This is a genomic window from Winogradskyella thalassocola, from assembly GCF_900099995.1.
GTDB classification, from domain to species: Bacteria; Bacteroidota; Bacteroidia; order Flavobacteriales; family Flavobacteriaceae; genus Winogradskyella; species Winogradskyella thalassocola.
In genome coordinates, this window is the sequence record NZ_FNCZ01000001.1 from 629494 (window position 1) to 654471 (window position 24978).

The 24978-nt window shown below is 34.2% G+C and carries 20 protein-coding genes and 1 tRNA gene; 11 read left to right on the top strand and 10 right to left on the bottom strand.

Annotated elements, in window-relative coordinates; all coding sequences use genetic code 11:
• Positions 1-44: 44 nt before the first annotated feature.
• Complete coding sequence (locus tag BLT80_RS02690; protein ID WP_092466041.1) at positions 45-2462, top strand: TonB-dependent receptor domain-containing protein; 2418 nt, start codon at positions 45-47, stop codon at positions 2460-2462.
• A gap of 57 nt (positions 2463-2519) precedes the next feature.
• Here the strand turns inward: BLT80_RS02690 and BLT80_RS02695 are convergent, their stop codons facing one another.
• Positions 2520-3623, bottom strand: a complete 1104-nt coding sequence (locus BLT80_RS02695) for a TolB family protein (protein WP_092466042.1) — start codon at positions 3621-3623, stop codon at positions 2520-2522.
• A gap of 152 nt (positions 3624-3775) precedes the next feature.
• On the opposite strand from BLT80_RS02695, the gene BLT80_RS02700 reads away from it, so the two are divergent.
• Positions 3776-5020 carry a M28 family peptidase gene (locus BLT80_RS02700; RefSeq protein WP_092466043.1) on the top strand — a complete coding sequence of 415 codons (1245 nt, stop codon included), beginning with the start codon at positions 3776-3778 and terminating at the stop codon, positions 5018-5020.
• Between the two features lie 108 nt (positions 5021-5128).
• Positions 5129-6121: a tRNA dihydrouridine synthase DusB gene (dusB, locus tag BLT80_RS02705; protein WP_092466044.1), complete on the top strand. Its 993-nt coding sequence runs from the start codon at positions 5129-5131 to the stop codon at positions 6119-6121.
• A 558-nt stretch (positions 6122-6679) separates the two neighbouring features.
• Here dusB and BLT80_RS02710 read toward each other — a convergent pair.
• Both BLT80_RS02710 and rbfA read right to left on the bottom strand, forming a co-directional pair.
• The gene (locus BLT80_RS02710) at positions 6680-7882 is read right to left on the bottom strand and encodes an ABC transporter permease (protein WP_092466045.1); all 1203 of its coding nucleotides are present in this window, start codon (positions 7880-7882) and stop codon (positions 6680-6682) included.
• Complete coding sequence (gene rbfA / locus BLT80_RS02715; RefSeq protein ID WP_092466046.1) at positions 7883-8281, bottom strand: 30S ribosome-binding factor RbfA; 399 nt, start codon at positions 8279-8281, stop codon at positions 7883-7885.
• A gap of 138 nt (positions 8282-8419) precedes the next feature.
• On the opposite strand from rbfA, the gene mce reads away from it, so the two are divergent.
• Both mce and BLT80_RS02725 read left to right on the top strand, forming a co-directional pair.
• Positions 8420-8824, top strand: a complete 405-nt coding sequence (mce, locus tag BLT80_RS02720) for a methylmalonyl-CoA epimerase (protein WP_092466047.1) — start codon at positions 8420-8422, stop codon at positions 8822-8824.
• 90 nt (positions 8825-8914) lie between these two features.
• Positions 8915-8988 (top strand) — tRNA-Ile (locus BLT80_RS02725).
• Between the two features lie 423 nt (positions 8989-9411).
• Here BLT80_RS02725 and BLT80_RS02730 read toward each other — a convergent pair.
• Genes BLT80_RS02730 through BLT80_RS02745 form a run of 4 tightly spaced genes read right to left on the bottom strand, consistent with a single transcriptional unit; the run spans position 9412 to position 13198 of the window.
• Entirely contained in the window at positions 9412-10707 is a 1296-nt protein-coding gene (locus BLT80_RS02730; protein WP_092466048.1) for a TRAP transporter large permease, read from the bottom strand.
• Positions 10707-11171, bottom strand: coding sequence for a TRAP transporter small permease (locus BLT80_RS02735; RefSeq protein ID WP_092466049.1), 465 nt, complete (start codon positions 11169-11171; stop codon positions 10707-10709). Before BLT80_RS02735 ends, BLT80_RS02730 begins: the two co-directional genes overlap by 1 nt.
• Positions 11172-11173: 2 nt before the next feature.
• Positions 11174-12154, bottom strand: a complete 981-nt coding sequence (locus tag BLT80_RS02740; RefSeq protein WP_092466050.1) for a TRAP transporter substrate-binding protein — start codon at positions 12152-12154, stop codon at positions 11174-11176.
• 24 nt (positions 12155-12178) lie between these two features.
• The gene (locus tag BLT80_RS02745; protein WP_092466051.1) at positions 12179-13198 is read right to left on the bottom strand and encodes a LacI family DNA-binding transcriptional regulator; all 1020 of its coding nucleotides are present in this window, start codon (positions 13196-13198) and stop codon (positions 12179-12181) included.
• A 162-nt stretch (positions 13199-13360) separates the two neighbouring features.
• Between BLT80_RS02745 and kduI the strand changes: the two genes are divergently transcribed.
• Genes kduI through BLT80_RS02760 form a run of 3 tightly spaced genes read left to right on the top strand, consistent with a single transcriptional unit; the run spans position 13361 to position 16210 of the window.
• A complete protein-coding gene (kduI, locus tag BLT80_RS02750; RefSeq protein WP_092466052.1) occupies positions 13361-14203 on the top strand; it encodes a 5-dehydro-4-deoxy-D-glucuronate isomerase in 843 nt (280 codons plus the stop codon).
• Between the two features lie 20 nt (positions 14204-14223).
• Entirely contained in the window at positions 14224-15018 is a 795-nt protein-coding gene (locus tag BLT80_RS02755) for a gluconate 5-dehydrogenase (RefSeq protein WP_092466053.1), read from the top strand.
• A gap of 16 nt (positions 15019-15034) precedes the next feature.
• Positions 15035-16210 carry a DUF4861 family protein gene (locus tag BLT80_RS02760; RefSeq protein ID WP_092466865.1) on the top strand — a complete coding sequence of 392 codons (1176 nt, stop codon included), beginning with the start codon at positions 15035-15037 and terminating at the stop codon, positions 16208-16210.
• 93 nt (positions 16211-16303) lie between these two features.
• Here BLT80_RS02760 and BLT80_RS02765 read toward each other — a convergent pair whose 3' ends face one another.
• Positions 16304-17170: an AraC family transcriptional regulator gene (locus tag BLT80_RS02765; RefSeq protein ID WP_092466054.1), complete on the bottom strand. Its 867-nt coding sequence runs from the start codon at positions 17168-17170 to the stop codon at positions 16304-16306.
• Between the two features lie 208 nt (positions 17171-17378).
• Here BLT80_RS02765 and nqrF point away from each other — a divergent pair, with 208 nt between their 5' ends.
• Genes nqrF through BLT80_RS02780 form a run of 3 tightly spaced genes read left to right on the top strand, consistent with a single transcriptional unit; the run spans position 17379 to position 21414 of the window.
• Positions 17379-19712 carry an NADH:ubiquinone reductase (Na(+)-transporting) subunit F gene (gene nqrF / locus BLT80_RS02770; RefSeq protein WP_217630746.1) on the top strand — a complete coding sequence of 778 codons (2334 nt, stop codon included), beginning with the start codon at positions 17379-17381 and terminating at the stop codon, positions 19710-19712.
• Between the two features lie 11 nt (positions 19713-19723).
• Complete coding sequence (locus tag BLT80_RS02775) at positions 19724-20455, top strand: creatininase family protein (protein ID WP_092466055.1); 732 nt, start codon at positions 19724-19726, stop codon at positions 20453-20455.
• Positions 20452-21414, top strand: coding sequence for an aldo/keto reductase (locus tag BLT80_RS02780; protein WP_092466056.1), 963 nt, complete (start codon positions 20452-20454; stop codon positions 21412-21414). Before BLT80_RS02775 ends, BLT80_RS02780 begins: the two co-directional genes overlap by 4 nt.
• Before the next feature lie 149 nt (positions 21415-21563).
• Here BLT80_RS02780 and BLT80_RS02785 read toward each other — a convergent pair whose 3' ends face one another.
• Together BLT80_RS02785 and BLT80_RS02790 are read right to left on the bottom strand one after the other, a co-directional pair.
• On the bottom strand, positions 21564-23291 hold the full coding sequence (locus tag BLT80_RS02785; RefSeq protein WP_092466057.1) for a hypothetical protein: 1728 nt from the start codon (positions 23289-23291) through the stop codon (positions 21564-21566).
• 14 nt (positions 23292-23305) lie between these two features.
• On the bottom strand, positions 23306-24976 hold the full coding sequence (locus tag BLT80_RS02790; RefSeq protein WP_092466058.1) for a SusD/RagB family nutrient-binding outer membrane lipoprotein: 1671 nt from the start codon (positions 24974-24976) through the stop codon (positions 23306-23308).
• Between the last annotated feature and the right edge of the window lie 2 nt (positions 24977-24978).

Genomic DNA, 24978 nt, shown 5'->3' on the forward strand with positions numbered 1-24978 from the left:
TAGTAAGTAAAAAACAATTTATATCTTGCAGTCAAACCTATTTTATGATTATACGCTTGCGCCTCTTTTTTTGTGTATGTATTTGTATGCTCTCTCATGTATTGGTGGCTCAAGATTATTCTGTTTCAGGCCGTGTTGTTGACGCTGATAGTAATCCAATTGAATTTGCTAATGTTATTATTTTAACAGAAATAGATGGAGATTATCTAAAAGGCACTTCTACTGACGATAATGGATTTTTTAGTCTAATTAATTTATCAGAAACAACATTTTACCTTAAAATAAGCTACTTGGGCTTTGAAGAGTTTGAACAAAAGATCGTCCTAACAGGAGATTTAGATTTAAAAAATATTCAACTAAGCGATATTCCCGAAAATTTAAATGAAGTCACGGTTATAGCCAAAAAACCGACTATAACACGTAAGCCAGATCGCTTAATTTTTAATGTAGAAAACACAGCTTTAGTAGAGGGTTCTACACTCAGTGTATTAAAGCACACACCTGGAATTATAGTTTCAGAAGGCACTATTAATATTAAAAGTACACCAGCAATCGTTTATATAAATAATAGACGTGTACAATTAACTTCCGAAGAACTCATTACGCTATTAGAAAGTGCACCAGCAAATAGTATTAAATCCGTTGAGGTGATAACAAATCCGCCTGCAAGCTATGATGCAGATTCTGGTGCTGTGATTAATATTATAATGAGTAAAAATTTGGTTACAGGCTATAGAGGCAGTGTGTTTACAAATTATACGCAAGGTGTTTTTCCAAGGTATAACGGAGGAACGAGTCATTATTTTAAAAACAATAAAGTCAACCTTAATCTTAATTATAGTTATACTAAGAATAAAATCAATAGAGACCAAGAGGATACGTTCAATTTTTTAGATGACTCAAATGAAGTAGAAGAGATTTGGAAATCTAACATCAATAGAAACACGTGGTCCGAAAACCACCATCTTAACCTTAATTTTGATTATTATATTAATGACAAAAACACGTTGAGTCTTACAAGTACAGGTTTATACACTCCTTATTATAAGTATCAAATACAAAACAATACGAATATTACAGATGAAAATTTAGTTTTTCAACAACGCTTTACAGCAGACAATTTATCTAGAGATAACAAATACAATATTGGCACCGATTTAATTTTTAGACGCGATTTTAAAAATGATGCCAACTTAATGTTTAATGCACATTATACCATTTACGATTATAGTCGCGACCAAAATGTACTCACTAACAATTTTGATGCTAATAATCTGTTTAGTGGAGATTCTGAATTTAACTCAATCTCTAGTCAAAAGACAAATATTATAACAGGTAAAATTGATTACAGTTTGCCGTTAAATGAAACCTCTAGTTTTGGTGCTGGAGTAAAATATTCTAATGTAAATACCGATAGTGACATTACAAAATTAGATATTGTTGGAAACTCAGAAGTCATAGACGTTAATAATACAGATGCGTTTAGATATGATGAAAAGGTGTTTGCTGCGTATTCTAACTATGCTAAATCTTGGGATAAATGGGAATTAAATATAGGTTTAAGAGTAGAGCAAAGCAATATTGAAGGAGAGTCGTTATCCTTAACAGAAACTAATACTCAAGATTATTTTGGCTGGTTTCCTAATGCCAGTTTATCTAATCAGCTACTAGAAGATGTAAGAATTTATGGGAATTACAAACGAAGTCTTTCTAGACCAAGTTATACGGACTTAAATCCATTTACATTTTTTTTAAATGAAAATAATGTTGTGCTAGGTAACCCTAATTTGGTGCCAACCTATTATGATCACTTTAAAATAGGGACCGATTTTTTAGAGCATTTTACTTTTGAAGTCTATTATGTAAATTATGATGGTGATATTGTAGAATTGCCTCGCCAAAACAATACAACTAATATTGTTGCATACACACCAACTAATCTAGACAAGAAAGTAGAATATGGTTTTGATTTTCAATTCATCTACTCTCCAACAAACATTTGGGATTTATATTTTGTAACCTCATTTTATAATATTTCCGAAGAAGCTGATTTTGGAGAGGGTTTTGTGAAACAAGATCAATGGTCTAACTATAGTATTTTATCTAATAGTTTTTCCTTTTTAAAAGATCAAAGTTTAAGTGCGAGTCTAACATTCACTTGGATTGGTAAAAATTTACAACAATTTCAAACCGTTGAAGACCGATTGGTTTCTGAGTTGAGTTTATCAAAAACTGTTTTTAAGAAAAAAGGAGTTATTTCTCTAGCTGTTGAAGATTTCTTTAATCTACAAAACTATGAAACGTCAACACGTTATTTAAACCAGTCTAGCTCTGGGTTTGGAGATATAGATAGTAGATATATAAAATTAGGCTTCCGCTATAATTTTGGTAACACAAAGCTTAATACTAATGAGCGCACTACAAGTGCTGAAGAACGCGAAAGGCTTAAAGATTTAAACTAATCTTGCCATTCTGCGATAAACAAGTTCGTATCTCAATTTGTATATTTCAGAATATCGCTAATCGCGCCATTCTGCAATAAACAAGTTCGTATCACGTCCACCTCCATTATTTCGATTAGAAGAAAAGACTAAATACTTACCGTCATTAGAAAACACAGGAAATGCATCAAAGGTTTCACTATGGGTAACACGTTTTAAATTTTTACCATCAATATCAATTAAGTATAAATTGAAAGGAAATCCACGTTCAGATTCAAAATTAGAAGAGAATAAAATTTTCTCACCAGAAGGGTGAAAAAACGGACTCCAATTCGCGTTACCTAAATCTGTTAATTGACGTAAATCAGAACCGTCAGCATTACAGATATACAATTCCATATCCGTTGGTTCAACTAAACCTTCAGCTAATAAATCTTTATAATTTTTAATTTCTTCTTCAGTTTTAGGACGTGAAGAACGGAAGATTAGTTTCGTACCATCTGGTGAAAAGAACGCTCCACCATCATAACCTAATTCATTTGTTATTTGCTTTACATCGCTACCATCAATATTCATGGTATATAATTCTAAATCACCACTTCGTGTAGAGGTAAACACAATCTTATCTCCCATTGGTGAAACTGTTGGTTCTGCATCGTAACCCACTTCGTTAGTTAATTGGCTTACAATATTACCTTCTAAATCAGCTACAAAAATATCGTAGGTATCATAGATTGGCCAAATGTATTTTCCGTTTTTTCTAAGTGGAGTTTCAGGGCATGCTTCATCTCCAAGATGCGTAGAAGCATAAATAATATGTTTATTATCTGGCATAAAATACGAACAAGTTGTTCTACCTTTTCCGGTGCTTACCATAGGAGGAGCAATACTATCTGTAAACGTTTCGTTCGCATCCATTATGAACATTTGGTCACACTCAACTCCCCATTTTGTGTTATTAGATTGAAATACTAATTGTTTGTCATCAAAACTCCAATACGCTTCCGCGTTATCCCCACCATAAGTAACTTGTCTTAAAGACTTAAAATGTACTTCTTCAGGGTAGATTAAAGAATCGTATTTTTTAGTCGCACCAGAAGTCGCTTCAGTGGTGGTGTTAGTATCGTTTTTACAAGACGAAAATGTAACGAGTAGAATTAAAATTGAGACGATTCTGTTCATAATTAAAGAATTATAATAAGTGGCTTTTATTACCTAATTTTGTGCAAAAGTAAGATTTATAGATGAAATAAGCCACGAAATATCGCTGATATATGATTCAGTGATAGTTGGTAAAACAAGTTTCTCAAATAAATTAAAAAATAGAATTCGAAATGAAAAAAGCACTAATTTTATTAGCATTAGCGGGATTTATATCTTGTAAAAACGAACCTAAAGTTGCTGAAAATAACATTAAAGACGATGTTACATATTTAGCTGATGATAAACTGGAAGGTCGCCAAACCGGAACACAAGGAGAAGTTTTAGCTTCAGAATACCTTATAGAACGTTTTAAAGCTATAGGAGTGCAACCAAAAGGAACGGAAGGGTATTTACAATCCTTTTCTTTTAAGCCTAAAACAGATCCACATAGTGAAGTTGTATTTACGACCAATGCAGATAGTACAATTACAGGACATAATGTTATTGGGTTTATAGACAATAATGCCAAAACCACAATTGTTATTGGTGCACATTACGATCATTTAGGGTATGGTGGAGAAGGGTCTTTATTTCGTGGTGAAGAAAAAGCAATACATAATGGAGCAGATGATAATGCAAGTGGAGTGGCGGTAATGTTGAATTTGGCTAGTCGGTTAAAAGTAAAAAATGACCAGGCTGAAATTAAGGACAAAAACAATTATTTGTTCATGGCGTTTTCAGGGGAAGAAATGGGTTTATTAGGCTCTAATTACTTTTCTAAAAACCCAACTATCGATGCTGCATCTATTAATTATATGATTAATATGGATATGGTGGGTAGAATGAAAGCCGATAGCACTTTGGCTGTTTATGGTACAGGAACGTCTCCGATGTTTAAACAAACTTTGAAATCTAATAATGATAAATTCAAGATTGTAGAAAACGAAAGTGGAGTAGGACCTAGCGATCACACGTCTTTTTATTTAATAGACATTCCGGTGTTGCATTTCTTTACAGGTCAGCATGAAGATTACCACAAACCAGGTGATGATTCTGATAAATTGAACTATGAAGGCATGAATTTAATTTCAGATTACATCTTCGATATTATTACTGATTTAGATGATAATGGAGAATTAGCGTTTCGTAAAACAAAGAATGAAAGCGAAGAAACTCCGCGTTTTAAAGTCGGACTAGGCGTTGTACCAGATTATTTATACGATGGAAAAGGCATGCGAATCGATGGTACGCGAGAAGATACTCCTGCATTTGCTGCTGGTTTACAAAAAGGTGATGTGGTTCTTAAATTAGGAGACAGCATTATAACTGATATGATGAGTTACATGCGAGCATTATCTGTTTTTGATAATGGTGATGAAGCTGGCATTACAGTTAAGCGTGGAGAGGAAACAATAGATACTAAGGTTCAGTTTTAAAAATAAAGCTAAGAACACCATAATTAATATAGAGCTAGACCTTGCAAGTTTTAAAACTTGTGAGGTCTTTTGATAAAAAGCATTAATTTTGCATCAAAATATATACTCTTGGTTAAAATAGGCGACATAGAATTACCAGACTTTCCATTGCTTTTAGCACCTATGGAAGATGTAAGCGATCCTCCATTCCGTGCATTGTGCAAGGAGCAAGGAGCAGATGTCGTTTATACAGAGTTTGTGTCTAGTGAAGGTTTAATTCGTAATGCAGCAAAAAGCGTTATGAAATTAGATATCTACGAAAAAGAACGGCCAGTTGGTATCCAGATTTTTGGTGCCAATATGGAAAGCATGTTGCAAACTATTGATATCGTCGAAAAATCGAACCCAGATATCATTGATATTAATTTTGGTTGTCCGGTTAAAAAAGTAGTCTCAAAAGGTGCAGGAGCAGGTATTTTGAAAGATATCTGTTTAATGGAGCAATTGACTGCCGAAATGGTAAAGCGTACTAATTTACCAGTCACTGTGAAAACCAGACTTGGTTGGGATCACGATTCTATTAAAATTGTTGAGGTTGCAGAACGTTTACAAGATGTAGGTTGTAAGGCAATATCAATTCATGGTAGAACCAGAGCACAAATGTATAAAGGTGATGCTGATTGGAAGCCAATTGCTGAGGTAAAGAATAATCCACGTATGCATATTCCTGTGTTTGGAAACGGAGATATCGATACACCTGAAAAAGCGATGTTAATGCGCGATTCTTACGGATTAGATGGAGCTATGATTGGTAGAGCATCTATAGGAAATCCATGGTTTTTTAAACAAGTAAAGCACTTTTTTGAAACAGGTGAACATTTAGGACCTATTTCATTAGCAGAACGTGTGGATGCTGCCAGACGTCATCTTCAAATGGCCATAGACTGGAAAGGGGAAACCTTAGGTGTTTTTGAAACCCGAAGACATTATACGAACTATTTTAGAGGCATTCCACATTTTAAAAAATACCGTATGAAAATGGTGACTAGCGATGATTCTAAAGATGTCTTTGCAGCTTTTGATGAGGTATTGGATGTGTTTTCTGATTATCAGTTTGTGTAAGAGTTAGAAGCTGGAAGCGTTATGGTTATAGATTCTCGCTAAGTCGCAAAGACGCAAAGCAGGATGAATTTGTTAGTCTAAATTAGTGATAGGATAGTATTTCTTTTTCTCTGTGCAATCTCCGTGTAACTCTGCGTAATAATTTTCTCGCGAAGTCGTTATGGCGCAAATCATGATGAATCTATCAATGTTAATTATTGAAAGTGTCATACTTATCTTTCTCTGTGAACCTCTGTGCAATCTCCGTGTAACTCTGTGTAAAAATTTTCTCGCGAAGTCGCAAAGGCGCAAATCCTGATGAGTTTTTCAGTGTTAATTATTGAAAGTGTCATACTTATTTTTCTCTGTGAATCTCTGTGCAATCTCCGTATAACTCTGCGTAATGATTTTTAACGTTAAGTCGCAAAGGCGCAAAGCATGATGAATTTTTCAGTTTTAATTATTGAAAGTGTCTTACTTATTTTTCTCTGTGCAATCTCCGCGTAACTCTGTTTAATAATTGTTAAGTCGCAACGGCGCAAATTTGGATGAATAGGTAAGTGTAAACCCTAAACTAATTTAGCTATTAATCAAGCTAGGAGTAATTCGCTGAGAGGCAATTTTAGAAGCCACAATTCCTAGTCCAAAAATGGTTATTAAAACAATAAGGACGTTAAAAAAGTTAATACGAACAGGATATGCTAAATCTGGAGTTAGCATTACAAACTCAAAAGATTGTTGTGTAAATACAATGAGTAATCCAAGAGTAACTCCAATAAGTCCACTCACTACCGTCATTAAACTACCCTGTAAAAAGAAAATAGATTTGATAGTTTTGGTTTCCGTTCCTAAGTAATATAAGGTATTGAGTGATTTCTTCTTGTCTAGAATCATCATTATAATGGCACCAATAACATTAAATAATGCAATGATAATGACTAAAGTAAAGATGAGGTAGATGGCAAGGTTTTCGGTATTCAACATTTTGAATAACGCATCATTTAATTCGGCCCTGTTTTTTATATTGAATTTATCTCCGAAGGCAGTTTTAATTTGAGACCTAATAAGATCTTCATTAGCATAAGGATTCAATTTAATCTCAATAGCACTGCGCTGGTTCTCTTTATAACTAAGTAATTGCTTAGCTAGTTCAATATCCGAAAAAACATAATTATTATTGTACTGCTCGTTGATATCAAATAGACCAACATTATTCACATAAACCGAATTATAATACCCTTGAATAGAAGTGGCTTGGCCTTTTCCAACCTTGGGAACATAAAAGGATAGTGGCTTTAAATAATCGAGAACACCGAAAGACAGATTATTAGAAATTCCCCAACCAGAAACAACTTCATTACTATTAGGAGTAATCCAATTTCCTTTAGTGATCATTGAGTCAATACTCGTAACATCTTGGTAGTTTTTATCTACGCCTTTTAAGGTGGCGATAAGATTTTTATTATCAGATTTAATAAAAATGCGTTCTTCAATAATTTCGGAAGAGGCTGCAATACCTTCAATTTTTAAAAGGGATGTATGATCATTTTCTGACCATTGAAACGATTTACCTTCAGAAGGTAATAATTTCAAATCAGGATCTACAAAAGTGGAAAAATTAAGGCTATAATCCTTTAACCCCGCAAACACAGACAACACAATAAAAAGTGCTGCTGAAGCAATAATAACTCCACCAGAAGCTATTAAGGTCATAATATTTATAGCATTATTACTGCTTTTAGAAAACAGATAACGTTTTGCTATATATAAAGGGAAATTCACTTAAGATTTTTTACGCTTGCCTAATAAGTCTGGATTCTCTAATGGATTGTCTTCTCCTTTTAAAGAACGCTCAATACCATCAATATATTCTAAGGAGTCATCGATAAAAAATTCTAATTGTGGCATACGTCTAAGTTGATGACGTGTACGTTGTGCCAACTCGTGTCTAATCAAAGGTTTGTTAGATTTAATACCTTCGAGTAAAGGTTTTGCTTCTTTATTAGGGAAAATACTTAAGTAAACCTTAGCCACAGAGAGATCTGTAGTTACATTTACTTTGCTTACTGAGATAATAACACCTCGCAAACCACCATCGGTAGCTGCTTTTTGTAATACCTCTGCTAAATCTTGTTGGAGTATACCTCCTATTTTTTTTTGTCTTTGTGTAAATTCTTCCATGATGATTATTATAACTAATCATCTGCAAAAGTAGAGGTTATTTAAGGATTATCTTATTTTTGAGTGTAGAAAATGATTATTACTAATGATAATTTTAAGAATTAAATAAAGAGGTACCTGCTTTTGCAGGCATAAAGGATGAAAAAAATAGAACATATAGGAATTGCTGTTAAGGACATTGAAAAATCGAATTCACTTTTTAAAGCCTTATTTGGCGAAGATCATTATAAGATTGAAGATGTTGAAAGTGAAGGAGTAAAAACCTCATTTTTTAAATGTGGTCCTAATAAAATTGAATTGCTTCAGGCTACTAATGAAGACAGTCCAATCGCAAAATTCATTGAGAAAAAAGGAGAAGGCATGCACCATATTGCTTTTGCGGTTGATGACATTGAACAAGAAATAGAGCGTTTAACAAAAGAAGGCTTTACGATGATTCATAAAAAACCAAAGCAGGGCGCCGATAACAAATTGATTGCTTTTTTGCACCCAAAATCAACAAATGGAGTTTTAATTGAGCTTTGTCAAGACATAAAGGACTAAAACGATTTATTTTTCTTGTAGAGTTTTAAAATATGTAGTAATATTGCACACTCTTTTAAATAAGAGTAAAAATTAGCAGCAATGTTAATGGGTCCCATAGCTCAGTTGGTTAGAGCACCTGACTCATAATCAGGTGGTCCTTGGTTCGAGCCCAAGTGGGACCACTTTTTAAGATTGTAAAGCCTTGTAAACGTTAAGTTTATGAGGCTTTTTCTTTTTGTTAGGAGCTGAAATAAGAGACGAATTATCTAAATAGAATATTTTCTACATTTAGAATCTTACTATATTTATGTTTTAGACCTATTAGTTTTAATAATACTATTTATTTTTAAACGATGTCACCTGTTTTAAGTAATTGAGCAGTTCTAGACTTAACATTGAAACCGTTCTATGTTTTTTCAACGTATTTCGTGATATACGATACTATAGAGCGTATGTTTTTTGAGTTTAATTGCCTAACATCAAAAGGCGATGAAGGTTTGTAATCTTTATCCTTGCTTTAATTCTGTTTTCTCATATAGGTCAATCTTTTCAGTTATAGTCGTAAATGAATATAAATCAAAAAAGATGTTTGCTAAAACAACAAGTTATAATCCAAATATACTTGGTAACCATAAACTTAATTCTGGAAAATAGGTAACCAATATTAAGGAAATTATCATGGCGGCAAAAAGCGGTAAAAGTGGCTTAACAACTTTCTCTATGGTTGTATTTGCGACACCAACTCCTACAAATAAAACGGATCCTACAGGTGGAGTACAGAGTCCAATACATAAATTTAGAATCATGACAATACCAAAATGTACGGGATCCATGCCAAGCTTTTCAACAATAGGTAAAAAGATTGGGGTGAAAATAAGAACTGCTGGTGTCATATCCATAAATATACCAACAACCAATAATATTAAATTAATAATTAGTAATATCACTATTGGATTATTGCTTGCTCCTAGTAAAGCTGTACTAATATCATTTGGAATATTCTCGTAAGACATTACCCAAGACATGCTCGTGGACGCACCAATCAATAACATTACAATTGCTGTAGTGCCACAGGCTTCTAAAGATATTTCTGGTAAATCTTTAAGGGTGATTTCCTTGTACCAAAAGCCTAATAATAAAGTGTAGAGAACTGCAATGGCTGATGCTTCTGTGGCTGTGAAAATGCCTGCTACAATACCTCCAATTACTATAACAAGTAACATTAAACTAGGAAAAGCTCTAAAAAATGTAGTTCCAACTTCTTTTAATGAGCTTTTCTTACCGACTTTATAGCCTTTCTTTTTAGCCCAAAAAGACGCTACGATCATAAGAAATAATCCTGTTAAAATCCCAGGAATATAGCCTGCTAAAAACAAGGCAGCGATGGACACACCACCACTTGCCAATGAATACACAATGAGCACATTACTCGGTGGAATTATTAACCCTGTAGTTGATGATGTTATGTTTACGGCTGCTCCAAATTCTTTTGAATAACCTTCCTTTTCCATTTCAGGTCCTAGAATACTGCCCATTGCGGATGCCGATGCCATTGCAGATCCTGCTATGGCTCCCATTAACATGGCAGCGATTACATTAATTAAGGCTAATCCTCCTGGAAGTGCACCTACAAGTGTTTTAGCAAAATCGATTAAACGATGTGCTATACCACCTTTATTCATAAGTTGTCCGGAGAGTACGAAAAATGGAATTGCTAACAAGGCAAAGCTATCTAAACCAGTTGCCATACGTTGAGACACAGTGGTAAGAGCAGGAAGCATGGATATACTTGTCATCATCGTTAACAGTGATGAAATGGCAATACTCCAGCCTACAGGAACACTAAATAATAATAAACCAATAAAACTAAGTGCTAAAACGAGTATAGGTAGATATTCCATTATAATTCTTTGTTTATAATATCAGAAAGTTTGTAATAGATAATTAAGATGCCACTAACAGGAATTACGGAATAAACAACAGCTAACGGAATTTGCAATGCTGGCGAAGATTGTCGTAAGGTAAATGTTATATACACTAAACGTAGCCCGCCAATAACAAATGCTGCAAGACAAAAAATAATAATAACCCAATTGACAAATGTTTTTAATTTTGTTTGTCCTTCTTTATTCAATCGCGATGGCAATAAATCTATAGCTACATGCATACGCTTTCCAGAAATATAAGCAGCTCCTAAAACACCGACCCAAATCATGAGATATCGTGCTAGTTCGTCTGTAAATGAACTTGGAGCACCCATGACGAATCTTGTAAAGACTTGCCACAATACATTTATAACCATCACTCCCATAATTATGGCTAGTGATGTGCCCAATACCTTATCCACTTTTTTTCTGAATTTCATATTTATTGGCTTTCTTGAATTCTTTTAATAAGGCTATAAACCTGTTCATCATTTTTATAGGACTCATAAATAGATTCCACTTTGTTTTTAAACATCGTTTTGTCTGGTTTAATAATGGTTACTCCTGCTTCTTTCACAGCTTCTAACGCATTTAATTCTGCTTTTGCCCATAGTTTTCTTTGATAGTCTACTGAAACATTAACAGCCGATTGTAGCCATTCTTTTTCTTGAGCGTTCAATGTGTTCCACAAATGCGTACTAATAATCAGTACATCCGGAATCGTAGTGTGTTCGTCTAGAGAAAAAAACTTACAAACTTCATATTGTCTAGAAAGGTAAAATGTTGGAGGGTTGTTTTCTGCGCCATCTACAACTCCTTGTTGTAGAGCGGTATATAATTCTCCCGATGATATTGGAGTAGGAGAACCTCCAAGACTTGTAACCATGCGCATGGCTGTGATGCTTTCCATGACTCTAATTTTTAAGCCTTCTAAATCTTCTGGTGTTTCAACAGGTTGTTCTTTGGTGTAAAAACTTCGACTTCCAGCATCATAATATCCTAAACCTTTCAGCCAATATTTTTGTCCACCGTCCAACAACTCCTTGCCAATAGCACCATCTAAAACATTAAAAGTATGTTTGCGATCTTTAAAAATGAATGGTAGACCAAATACTCTCATATCTGGCGAAAAATTTTCCATCACTGCAGCAGATACTTTGGTCATATCTAAACTTCCTATTTGAATCAACTCTAAGCATTGACGCTCTGAACCTAATTGTTGGTTGGGATATATTTCTAATTTTAATTTTCCTTTTGAATTTTTTTCGAGCTCTTCGCCCATAAGTATCATAGCCTTATGTACAGGATGATTTATGTCTAACCCGTGGGCTAATTTGATCGTTTTTTCATTTTGTAACTTTTCACAAGACGTAAAAGTCATTAATAATAAAAATGAAATAAATATCGGAAGAAATGTTTTCATTAAAAATATATTAGATTAAAGCTTTCACTTTTTTGACGATTGACGTTCTATTAAATTCGAATCCATTATGATGGTTTGTGAGTCTAATGCACCATTTTCTTTCGCTATATGCTTCAATAGTAATTCTGTTGCAGCCTTACCCATTTCAATTCCTGGCTGGTTAATGGTAGTTAACGCAGGATTAATAACTGTTGAAATAGGTTCATTACTAAAACCAACAATGGCAATATCTTCAGGGATTTTAACACCTTTACTAGTTAAATATTTCATAGCTCCAATAGCAGCCACATCATTTGCAGAAAATAGACCATCAATAGGATTTGGTAAGGCTAATAATTTCTCGGAGTTCTTCCTACCATCTTCTTCCATTAATTTAGAGGGAAAAACAAACTCTTCTATAAAAGGTAAACCATGTTTTGAGAGGGCATGTTTATAACCGTTAAATCTGTTTTTATAAATTTCTAAGTTTTGTGGTCCTGAAAAATGAGCTATATTCTTGCATCCTTTTAATATGAGATGCTCTGTCGCCTCAAAACCACCTTTAAAATCGTCAATTAATACATTAGAATAATTAGGAATATCACAATGTCTATCAAAAAAAACGAGTTGAATTCCTTGCTTTTTTAAGACTTCTAAATGCTTATAATCTTTAGTTTCCATTGAAATGGACATAAGTACACCGTCAACGCGTTGACCCATAAGGGTGTTCACTATTTTTTTTTCGCGATTGAATTGCTCCAAGGATTGACAAATAATAACAGTGTATCCAGCTTCATAAGCGGTCTCTTCAATACCACTAATTACAGATGAAAAGAAATGACGCGAAATTCTTGGCACAATAACACCTAATGTGTTTGTCTTGTTTTTTCTTAAACTTGATGCCAAATGGTTACGTTGATATCCCATTTCTGTGGCCTTGGCTAAAACAATATCTTTGGTTTTTTGAATAACCCGTGGACTATCGTTTAAAGCTCTAGATACTGTAGAACTATCAAGATTTAATGACTTAGCAATATCATGTATAGTGACCTTATTGTTTTGCATTTGAAAATTATTTGGTAAATATTTAGTACCTCCTAGATTACACTTTTTTACTATGATAATCAAGTAACACTATGAAACAAATATATGATATTCAAAATACAATCGATTGTATTTTGAATATTTTTATTACTTTTACAAAAATTAACTTAAATATATTTGGCAATGACAACTCACTATCAAACACGCTATGCGGCATCACCACAAGACGTGAAAAATTACGATACTAATAGATTAAGAGACGAATTTTTAATTAGTAACGTCATGGAAGATGATGCTATAAATTTAGTCTATTCTCATTATGATAGATTTATTACTGGTGGAGTAGTTCCTGTGAAAAATGAATTAAAACTTGAATCTATAGATCCTTTAAAAGCAAATTATTTTTTAGAGCGTAGAGAATTAGGAATAATAAATGTTGGTGGTAAAGGCACTGTTTCTGTTAATGGTATAGATTATCAATTAGACTATAAAGAAGCATTGTATATAGGTAGAGAAAACAAAGACGTTATTTTTAGTAGTGAAGATGCGACTAAACCCGCAAAATTTTATTTAAACTCTACACCTGCTCACAAAACTTTTCCAACTAAAAAAATTGGTAGAGAAGATGCAGAAGTCGTAGAATTAGGTGCGTTAGAAACTGCTAACGCTAGAACTATTAGAAAACTAATTGTAAATAGTGTGGTAGAGACATGTCAAGTACAAATGGGTATGACCGAATTGAAAACAGGAAGTGTTTGGAATACCATGCCAGCTCATGTACACGATAGAAGAATGGAGGTTTACTTTTATTTTGAAGTACCAGAAGATCAAGCTGTATGTCATTTTATGGGAGAACCAGAAGAAACAAGACACATTTGGATGGCAAATAACCAAGCTGTAATTTCTCCTCCTTGGTCTATACATTCTGGCTCAGGAACTAGTAACTATATCTTTATTTGGGGTATGGCTGGAGAAAATCTAGACTATGGAGATATGGATCACTGCAACATAAATGAGTTAAAATAATTTATTAAAAAACACAAATTATGTCAATTAACTTATTTGATTTAACAGGGAAAGTAGCATTAATTACTGGAGCTACTCATGGTTTAGGAATGGCAATGGCAAAAGGTATTGGTAATGCTGGAGCTAAGATTATTGTAAACGGAAATTCATCGCAAGCAAAATTAGATGAAGCTATTGCAACATATAAAGAAGCTGGTATTGAGGCCTATGGTTATCTTTTTGATGTTACAGATGAGATGGCTGTAAAAGAAAATATTGAAAAGATTGAAAAAGAAATTGGTCCCATCGATATTTTAGTAAATAATGCGGGTATTATTAAACGCACTCCATTAGTAGATATGGAGGTGGTCGATTTTAAAGCTGTAATTGATGTTGATTTAGTAGCACCTTTTATTGTTTCTAAACATGTTGTGAAAGGAATGATTGAAAGAAAAAGCGGCAAAATCATTAACATTTGTTCTATGATGAGTGAGTTAGGTAGAAATTCTGTTGGAGCTTATGCGGCTGCAAAAGGAGGACTTAAAATGCTTACTCAAAATATGGCTACAGAATGGGCCAAACACAACATACAAACAAATGGAATAGGCCCTGGATATTTTGCAACAAGTCAAACAGAACCAATTAGAGTAGATGGTCATCCTTTTAATGATTTTATTATCAACAGAACACCATCAGGTAAATGGGGAAACCCAGAAGACCTACAAGGGGCAGCCATATTTTTAAGTTCCAAAGCCAGTGATTTTGTTAATGGTCATATTGTGTATGTAGATGGTGGTATACTTGCAACTATTGGTAAACCCGCTAATGAAGACTAGTAACACCTATAATATCATGAAAATCACAAAAAATAGTATTTCTTTATTATTGATAGTGCTTTTATGTGCTTGTGCGCAAGAAAAGAAAAGTACCATTATTAGCGTAAAAAACACATTAGATTTTGAGCGCTCTTTTGAAACTGTAGAAATTAAAAAAGCGTTATTAAATGTAGATAACCTAAATACTATTGGTCTTAAAGATGTAAATACAGGAGAGCTTCAAGTCACCCAATTAGTGGATAACGATGGGGATGGAACTATGGATGAAATTTTATTTCAACCAAAAGTAGCTTCAAAATCTATAGCTAAATTTGAAGTGGTTACTATTACCGACACTGAACAACCTAAAGCACCATATTTATGTTATTCTCGTTTTGTGCCAGAACGGACAGATGACTATACCTGGGAAAATAATAAAGTCGCTTTTCGTGTTTATGGACCAACTGCTCAAAAAATGATTGAAGATGATGTTCCTGGCGGGACGCTATCTAGTGGTGTTGATGCTTGGTTAAAAAGAGTTGAATACCCAATTATTAATAAATGGTACAAAAAAGAAACTGAAACTGACGGAAGTTATCATGTGGATACAGGGGAAGGGTTAGATGATTTTCATGTTGGTGCTAGTCGCGGAGTAGGTGGTATTTCTGTAAAAGTTGATACTACTTATTATAACTCTAAAAACTATACCAAATGGCGTACTATAACAACTGGTCCTCTAAGAACTAGTTTTTATTTGGAATATGAAAATTGGGATTCAGGTGGAAACACAATTATAGAATCAAAAGTAATAAGTTTAGATTTAGGTCAGAATTTTTCAAAATTTAAGGTTTCATTAGAAGGTGCTAAAGCTATTTCTGCTGGTTTAACATTGCATGAAAAAGATGGACAGGTTTTTGGTAATAAACAAGAAGGCTGGGTCAGCTATTGGCAACCTCATGCGGATTCTGAATTAGGAACTGCTATTATTGCTTCTGAAGATTATTTTAATGATTTTGAGACGTTTAATAGTGACTCAACAGACCTTAGCAATGCTTATGCACACCTTAATGTAATAAACAATCAGGTCATATATTACGCTGGTTTCGGGTGGAAAAAGAGTGGTCAGTTTAACACTAAACAAGATTGGAAGAACTATATCATTACATTTTCAGAATGTATAAACAACCCTTTAGAAATTAGCTTGAATAATTAGTATTATAAAAACAAGGCACAAAAAAGCATCTAAATCAAATTTCACCTTACATAATGGTGATAACCAGAAAGCCATAGTTTTAATACGATAAAACTATGGCTTTCTTCTAATTTGTCCAGGAGAATATCCCATTTTGTTTTTAAATACTTTTGAAAAATAAAAAAGAGAATTAAACCCTGTCTTAGCAGAAATTTCTTTTAAAGAAAGCGATGTATTGACCATAAGTCGTTTTGCGTGTTCTAACCGCTCTTGAATAAGATATTGCTGTAAAGAAACACCTGTGTTATTTTTAAATACAGTCCTAAATCTGTTATAACTTAAATGATGCTCACTAGCAAGTTTTTTGAAGTCTACCTCAGTATTAAGGTTTTCTCTTATAAAATCTATTATTTTTTTACAAAGCTCTTCTTCGCGATTACTTGATTCTTGATTTTCATAGGAAATAACATAAGCAACTAACTGAAGAACAATACCTGCTAAAATCTTTTTAAATCCTGGACTATTTCTTTTAACCAATTTTATAGATTGATTAAATAAAAATATTAGCTCTTCCTGGTATCCCATTTGTTTAACATAGGACGTATTATTAGGAAACAAATCTTTAAGGATTTTATTAGATAAAACGTCACCTCTTATTCCCATCCAATACTCTTCCCATCCTGTGTCTTCAGCTGGTTTGTAATTATGCCATTCTCCAGGGTATAATAGCATTACATCTCCTGAATTCACATCCCATTTACCAGATTTTGTCTCTAGAGTACCTCTTCCTGTAGGAACGTAAACAAGATAACATCCCTGCAGCGTTCTTCCCATGGCTTGTTCAAAGTCATGTGTGTCCGGATGACCTTCCATTGGGTATGAAGCTCCAGGATAAATATGCTGATATCCACATGTAGGTACATAAACACCCCAAACCTCTGCTTCAGGGTCGTCAGCTAAATAGTGAAAAAAACTGTCCATATCTAACCAAATGTAGACATTTTGAACAACAAAACCAACAAAACGTCTATTGTTTGGAATAGGTGATTCCTCTAAGTTTGTAAATCATCCAAAATGATGGAAGCTTTTCTCAAGTCGTTATAATCAATTTTCATCGCGTCAATTTATAATAGTAATAATTAGCAGTTTGCAAATTTGACATTAGGTATGAAAATAGTAAAAAAGTAAAATGATAGATTCAGAACCAAAGGTTATAATACATAAAATACATAAAGAAAAGACTTTGGCTCATGAAACGTCAATGCCAAATCCTAAAATTGAATTAGACTACTCACTAACAGGAAAAAATGCTACTAGAGCTATAGAATTAGGACTTGCTGAGGCAGATTGGTATCAAACTCCTGTACCTCGTAAAACTATGCGAAAATTATTGGTAAGAAAGGATGGGCCTGCCATTGTAGATACCATGATTCTTGTTGCTATTTTAATTAGTTCAGCTGCAGCTACCATTTTACTTTGGGGGACCTGGTGGGTTTTGATTCCTTATCTTATTTACGCTGTATTTTATAGTACAAGTTCAGACTCTAGATGGCATGAGTGTAGCCATGGAACAGCATTTAAAACCGATTGGATGAATAATGTGGTTTATGAAGTAGCCTCTTTTATGGTGATGAGAGAATCTGTAGTTTGGCGCTGGAGTCACACCCGTCACCACAGTGATACTATTATTGTCGGACGAGATCCGGAAATTCAAATACCGCGTCCACCGAACATTAAAAATCTCATTTTATCCATATTTAATTGGGGTGGTTACAAAACATTCTTTCCTAGTTTAATTCGGCATGCGTTCGGAAAAATTACGGCATCCGAAAAAACGTATATTCCAGAAACTGAATTCGGAAGAATATTTAAAATTGCTCGTATTTATCTAGCAATTTATACTACTGTGATTTGTTTGTCCATAATTTTGGGTTCTTGGATTCCCATATTTCTATTTGTATTACCTCAAATCTTCGGGACTTGGCTCATGATTGTGCATAATACAACGCAACATGCTGGTTTAGCAGAAAACGTTTTGGATCATCGTTTAAATTGCCGTACCGTTTATATGAATCCGATAAGTAGATTCATATACTGGAATATGAATTATCATACGGAACATCATATGTTTCCGCTTGTGCCTTACCATGCGCTTCCTAAATTACACGAACTTATAAAAGATGATTGCCCACCTGTTTATACGTCTATTTACGACGCTTGGAGTGAAATAATCCCAGCAATAAAAAGACAAGTTAAAGAACCTGGTTATTACGTGAAACGCAAATTGCCAGAAGCAAAAACAATAGCACCTGAAGGTTTGGTAAGGTCTAATGTATTACCAGATGCTGAAGGCTGGTTAGAGATTTGTTCTAACAAGGATTTGGAAAAAGAAGATATTATTAGATTCGATCATGTAAAGAAAACATTTGCTCTTTTTCGTGATAATCAAGGCTGTCTTCATGCTACAGATGGTATTTGCACACATGGGAATACACACTTAAGCGAAGGTTTAATTAAAGGTAAAATCATAGAATGCCCAAAACACAATGGGCGTTTTAATATCGAAGATGGCTCTCCGGCACGCGCCCCAATTTGTCAAGGATTGGCAACTTATCCTATTGAAAATCGAAATGATAAAATCTGGCTTAATATTGAAAAGGCAGGTGGAGCGGGTTCGCGCAAGAAAAAAAGTTATAATTTAAAAGTAATTAGTAACCAAAATGTTTCAACATTTATAAAGGAACTTATTCTTGAGCCTATAAATACGAATGAAGAAATAGAATTTGTACCTGGAGATTATATGCAAATTGACATCCCAGAATACAATCAAATACAATTTAATCAATTTGATATTCCAGAGCCTTATGCTTCCGTTTGGAATCATCAGAGAATTTTTGATTTAAATTGCAGTAATACAAAGGTTGGTCGCGCCAATAATTACTCATTAGCCAATAACGGATTTAAAGAACACGCACTTAAATTTAATGTTCGTATAGCGACTCCTCCTCCAGGTCAAGACTGTCCACCAGGAATTGGATCTAGTTATCTTTTTAATTTAAAACCAGGAGATAATGTAACTGCTACTGGTAGTTTTGGGGATTTCCATATAAAACCTACACACAGAGAAATGGTTTATATTGGAGGTGGTGCAGGTATGGCTCCAATTCGTTCTCATATTGCTCATCTATTTGAAAATGAATCTACCCATAGAAAAGTGAGTTACTGGTATGGAGCACGCTCTAAACAAGAAATTTTTTATGATGACTATTTCAAAGGCATTCAATATCAACATGCTAATTTCAATTTCCAAATAGCACTTTCTGAGCCATTAGAAGAAGATAAATGGGAAGGACAAACGGGTTTTATTCATCAAGTTGTTTTTGATACTTATTTAAAAACACATCCCAACCCTAAAGCCCTAGAATTTTATCTATGCGGTCCACCAAAGATGATTAAGGCATGTACTAAAATGTTGACTCAATTAGGAGTGACAAGTCATCAAATTGCTTTTGATGAGTTTTAATACTGAACAATATGAACACTTTTACTGAAACTACAAATACAGCTTCAACTTGGGGACTATACGAACAAATGCGACCTCAGGAAATTGAAGCTATTCAAGAAAAAACACCTATTGCTTACTTGCCTTGGGGAGCTATTGAATATCATGGAAATCATAATCCTACAGGTCTTGATAGCATAAAAGCGTTTAACCTATGCAAAGACTTAGCAGAAAAAAATGGAGGGCTTGTTTTTCCTGTTGTTAATTTGGCTGCTAATTTAATTAAATCCTATCCTGGTGTAAACTTCCCTAAACATTCTATTGAGTTTTCAGAGAACCTCATTAGGCTTGTTTGTGAAGAATATTTAGAACAACTTGTTGCACAAGGTTTTAAGATTGTTGTTTTATTATCTGGTCATGCTGGTGAACCTCACCTCACCATTTTAAAAACTGTAGCAGAAGAGTTTAATAACAAATATCCTGATAAGAGATTTTGGGCATTGGCTGAATTTGATATTTTACCAAATGATTTATTGGTGGCTAACCATTCTGCCATAGGTGAAACGTCTTTACAGTTATTCTACGCACCCGAAACGGTAGATTTAGAGACTTTACCAAAGGATAGATTAATTACGCTAGAATTAGATGCTGTTTCTGGTGACGATCCAAGATTAGCGACTATAGCATTAGGAGAACAAATTGTAACATCGTTTGTAAAAAATGGCTCTATAATTATAGAAGAGCTAAAACAAAAATATTTATGAAGTATAGAAAATTAGGAAGAACAGGTATAGAAATTAGCGAAATTAGCTTAGGTACTTGGGCTTTTGGAAATAAGGTATATGGAGGTGTTGATGAAAAAGATGGGATAAATACCATTCATGCAGGTATTGATATGGGTGTAAATATTTTTGATACAGCACCTCAATACGGAACTCCAGAACAAGATGGTGTTGCCGAAATTGTTTTAGGAAAAGCTCTAAAAGGCAAACGTGATAAGGTACATGTATCTACAAAATTTGGACGAAATCCTACGATTAAAAACGGAGCTTCTCAATTTTATAAATCTCGAATCATAGACTCTGTAGAAGAAAGTTTGACACGCCTGCAAACCGACTATATCGATGTGTTGTTTTTTCATTCCCCTTTTTCTCCCGAAGAGATTAATGACGATGTTTGGGAAGGAATTGAGCAGGTTAAAAAGCAAGGTAAAGTGCGTTTTATTGGGCATTCTATTTCCATGTTTCATCAAACCGAACAAATGGCTCGACACTGGGCAAAAGAAAGTAAAATAGACGTTATTCAAGTGGTCTTGAGTTTAATGAATAAAGAATCTCAGCAATTAATAGAAGATCTACAAGAATATCCTATTGGAGTGTTCGGTAGAGAGTGTTTGGCTAACGGATTTTTATCAGGAGCTATTACAAAAGACACAAATTTTGCAGAAGGCACATTGAATGCACGCTATTCACGACAAGAAATTGAAGAACGGGTAGACCAAGTAAATGCGTTTAAGTTTTTACTGAGAGATGACGTTAAAAATATGCCTCAAGCAGCGTTACGTTGGGTATTAGATCAAAAAGGGATTTCAACAGTTTTATCAGGAGCCAAAAATATAAGTGAGTTAAAAGGTGCAGTCTCTGCCTCAGAAGCAAAGCCATTTACAGAAACGGAATTAAAATTGGCCAAAGATGTATTGAAAAAAGATTTTGAACCTGCTTAAAACGTTTCATTTATCTAGTTAGGCAACATAGCCGAAGATTACATAATGATAGCGTTAAATTAAATAACCTCCAGCACAATTTATTAATTTGTACTGGAGGTTATATTTTTAGTATGTTTTTAATACTATATTATTTTTGATAACCGATTTTACTCATCTTCTAAAGTAACTGTTAGAATAGGAGCGGTAGCCGCTGATTCTGAACTGTCAAACTGTAAATGCGCCCAAAGTGGCATATCATTTCTGTTAGCACCAATTCTAAGAAACATGAACTCTCCTGCACTTGCACCATTTTCATATTGGTCGTTTATAAAGGTCGCTAAGGTTAGACCTGATGGATCATCCATAACAAATTCACCAAGAGCATCTCCATTTTTAATAAACCCTTTTTGAATTCCAGCAGCAGTTGCATCTGTATCATAATCTCCTGCAAAATAATCTGTTGAAAGCACTTCTGAAGTAGATCTAGGTGCTATAGCATACACATCGAACTCTACCGGTACCCAAGAGTTATTATTAATCACATTAACCTTTAAAACGGCTGATTTTACTCTTTTACCTTCAGGAATTTCTGGTAAAGCAAATGGCATAACACTAACTACTTGATCATCACCTCCAACGCCTGTGGCAACATGGCCACCAAATAACTGGGTCCATGTAGCATCCACAGATCCTCCACTCCAAATTGTGGCATCTGCTGCGTCTGCACTTACATCGAACGCCGCGTTTGGATCTACAATCTCAATAGTAAAAGTCAAATCAGATGATTCTACACCATTGGTAGCAACTATGGTAATATCGTAAATACCTAAATCGCATCCTCCACAATTAGTATAAGGATCAAAAGTTATAACGCCTGATCCAAAGCCATTATCAACAAAATTTGCGAACTGTGGTAAATTATTTGCTTCCATAGTAATATTGCCTCCTAACGGATCTACGGCTTCTATTTCTACGTCTAAAACAGCTCCTTCAGCTAATACAACATTATCCACAGGTAGAAAAACAGGTGCTTGATTTTGTGTTAGCGTTGTGATTTCCATATTTAAAACTCTATGCGTTCCTGGGTCGTCTAAATTAAAATTACCAGCTACCATAGACCAGTAATCTTGGTGCGTAATTTTACGTCTAAATTTATAGTTTTCTCCAATTAGAACAACGTCTCCTCCTTGCTTATTCGCGTATATATCATAAGTCATAGTAACGGCATCAACATCCATTTTTACATGGTAAGTTAAACCTGCATGATACTCTAGCTCGTTATCTGCTGCGTACCCAGTATCATCATAAGCATCTATTTTACCTGAAGGATTTAATCTTACGATACATGAATTATCAGAATACGTTGTTGCGATACCATCTAAGATACCTACAACACCATCCATTATATCTTTACTAGGAATCATATCAAACTCAACAGTAAATTTGCCTGTTTGAGTACCTTGTGGAATTAAAATAGATTGCCATTCGTTAATTCTACTAGTATATCCATCTAGATTACCTCTAAAATTAAAGACTACTGTTTTCTCATATCCAGAAGGACGGGTAGCTATAAAATTAACTCTTTTTGATTCTTCCTCTGTAGGAGCATAGGTATAGTTTAAGTCGTTGCTCAATACCTCACCCGTCTCGTCGTCTACCCACTGTACAGTGGTGTCCTCACTTGGAGATACTTGTAGGCTTAGATCTAATGTTTCTCCTATTAAAACGTCATAACCTTCCCATGCAATACCAGTTATATTATCTCCTTCTCCCCAAAAATAAACGGTTAAATCCGTGTCAGATAATGTTGGATTATTTACATCGTCTTGATTACATGATGATGTAAGAAGTAATAAAATACTAAAAATATAGGCACTATAATTCTTTATTTTCATAATGATTTTTTTTATTAATCTGATAAATCAACTCCTCTTGTTAAACTATTATCCCACCAGATAGGTGCTCCCCAAAAATTGACACCATTATCTAAATGTGCTTCTAAATTGTCTCTATTAAAATTCATTTCAGAATTAGGATATGGTAATCTTCTTGGAATTAGACCATTTAATGTTTGATCCGTATAGGCGTTATCAGTGGCTGGTTTAAGTTTTGGGAAGCCCGACCTTCTCCAGTTTGCAAAGCCTTCTATGCCGTTATAAAAGTTATTAATGTAATGTTGCATGTTTATAGCCTCCATTTTATCAGAAGTATTGCTCCATAAATTTTCAGCATAAACATCAGCACTAAGATCTAAATTTGGTTCTGCACCTAATATTGAAACCAGTTCTTCAATGTTAGCAAAAATGGCATTTTTATAATGTGTTTTAGCATCACCTCCAAAATTAATCCAACCTCTTTGAGCCGCTTCCGCCAACCAAAGCTCTACTTCAGAATAAGATTGATATATTGATGGTAAATCTATACGTGTTAAGTGTCTTCTTATCTGAAGAGGTTTAAAATATTTATCAATTTGAACGGTTCTTCCATTTTTTTCCACAAAACGTGGAGACCAAATATCTGCAGGTGCACCTTCAGGCGCTTCAAATAAAAAGTATCCAGGTGCATATCCTTCAAGAATTCCATAGGTTGCTAAATATTCTTGTGTTATCTCTATACTCGTTTCGGTTGAAGATTTCGAATTATATCTAGACGTGGCATCTTCTTGGTAAGCTGCATACATTCCAAACATCATTAATAGTCTTGGATCATTATTTTCCCTTAAGTAAGAGACATAGGTTTCACAGGTAACCATTATTTCTTCTGAAAAATTTTGGACTTGTGAAAATCCATTTCCTCTAATTTCTGAGGTACCACTTGTACTTACAGTAAAATCACCATGTTCTACTTTTGCAGCGTCATCAATATTTTCCATTACACCGTCTTCAATAGCTGATACTGCTTCTGTTTCGGCTTTAGACAAATTAACGTTGACCAATCTCATGGCATATCTTAACCTTAATGAGTTTGCAAACTTTCTCCATCTCTCAACATCACCATTATACATTAAATCACCTTCTAGAGCCTTAGTGTTATCCAATTGTGTGGCGGCTTCTTTCAATTCCTTAAAGAAATCGTTATAAATGTCTTCTTGATTATCATAAGCTGGATGTAAATTATCTTCCTCTGCTTGTGCTCCAGCTTCAAAATATGGTAAATCTCCATATGTGTCGGTTAGTTGAGCAAAGATCATGACTTTTAAAATTCTTGCTACGGCCTCGTAATTTACAAGTTCAGGATTCTGTTCAGCTTCTTGAATGGCGTAAGTTAAATCACTGATTTCACGATAAGAACTTTTCCACATATACTCCATATAACTTATATCGAGTTTATAGGCTTGCCCATGCGATACTGTCCATCCGTCCGAAATCATTTGCGTAATTGACATATGATATGCGGCTAAAGACCTCCACTGTGTTTCTCTATCTCCTGAGTAGCTCGTTTGTACTTTAGAGATTAAGGTTTTAGGATTTGCTATTGTTGAGGTTGTTGGGTCAACATTTAAGTCGTTAAAATCTTCGCAACTTGTTATTAGTGTTAAAGTAGACACTAGTAATATCAATATTTTTATACTTGTCTTCATTT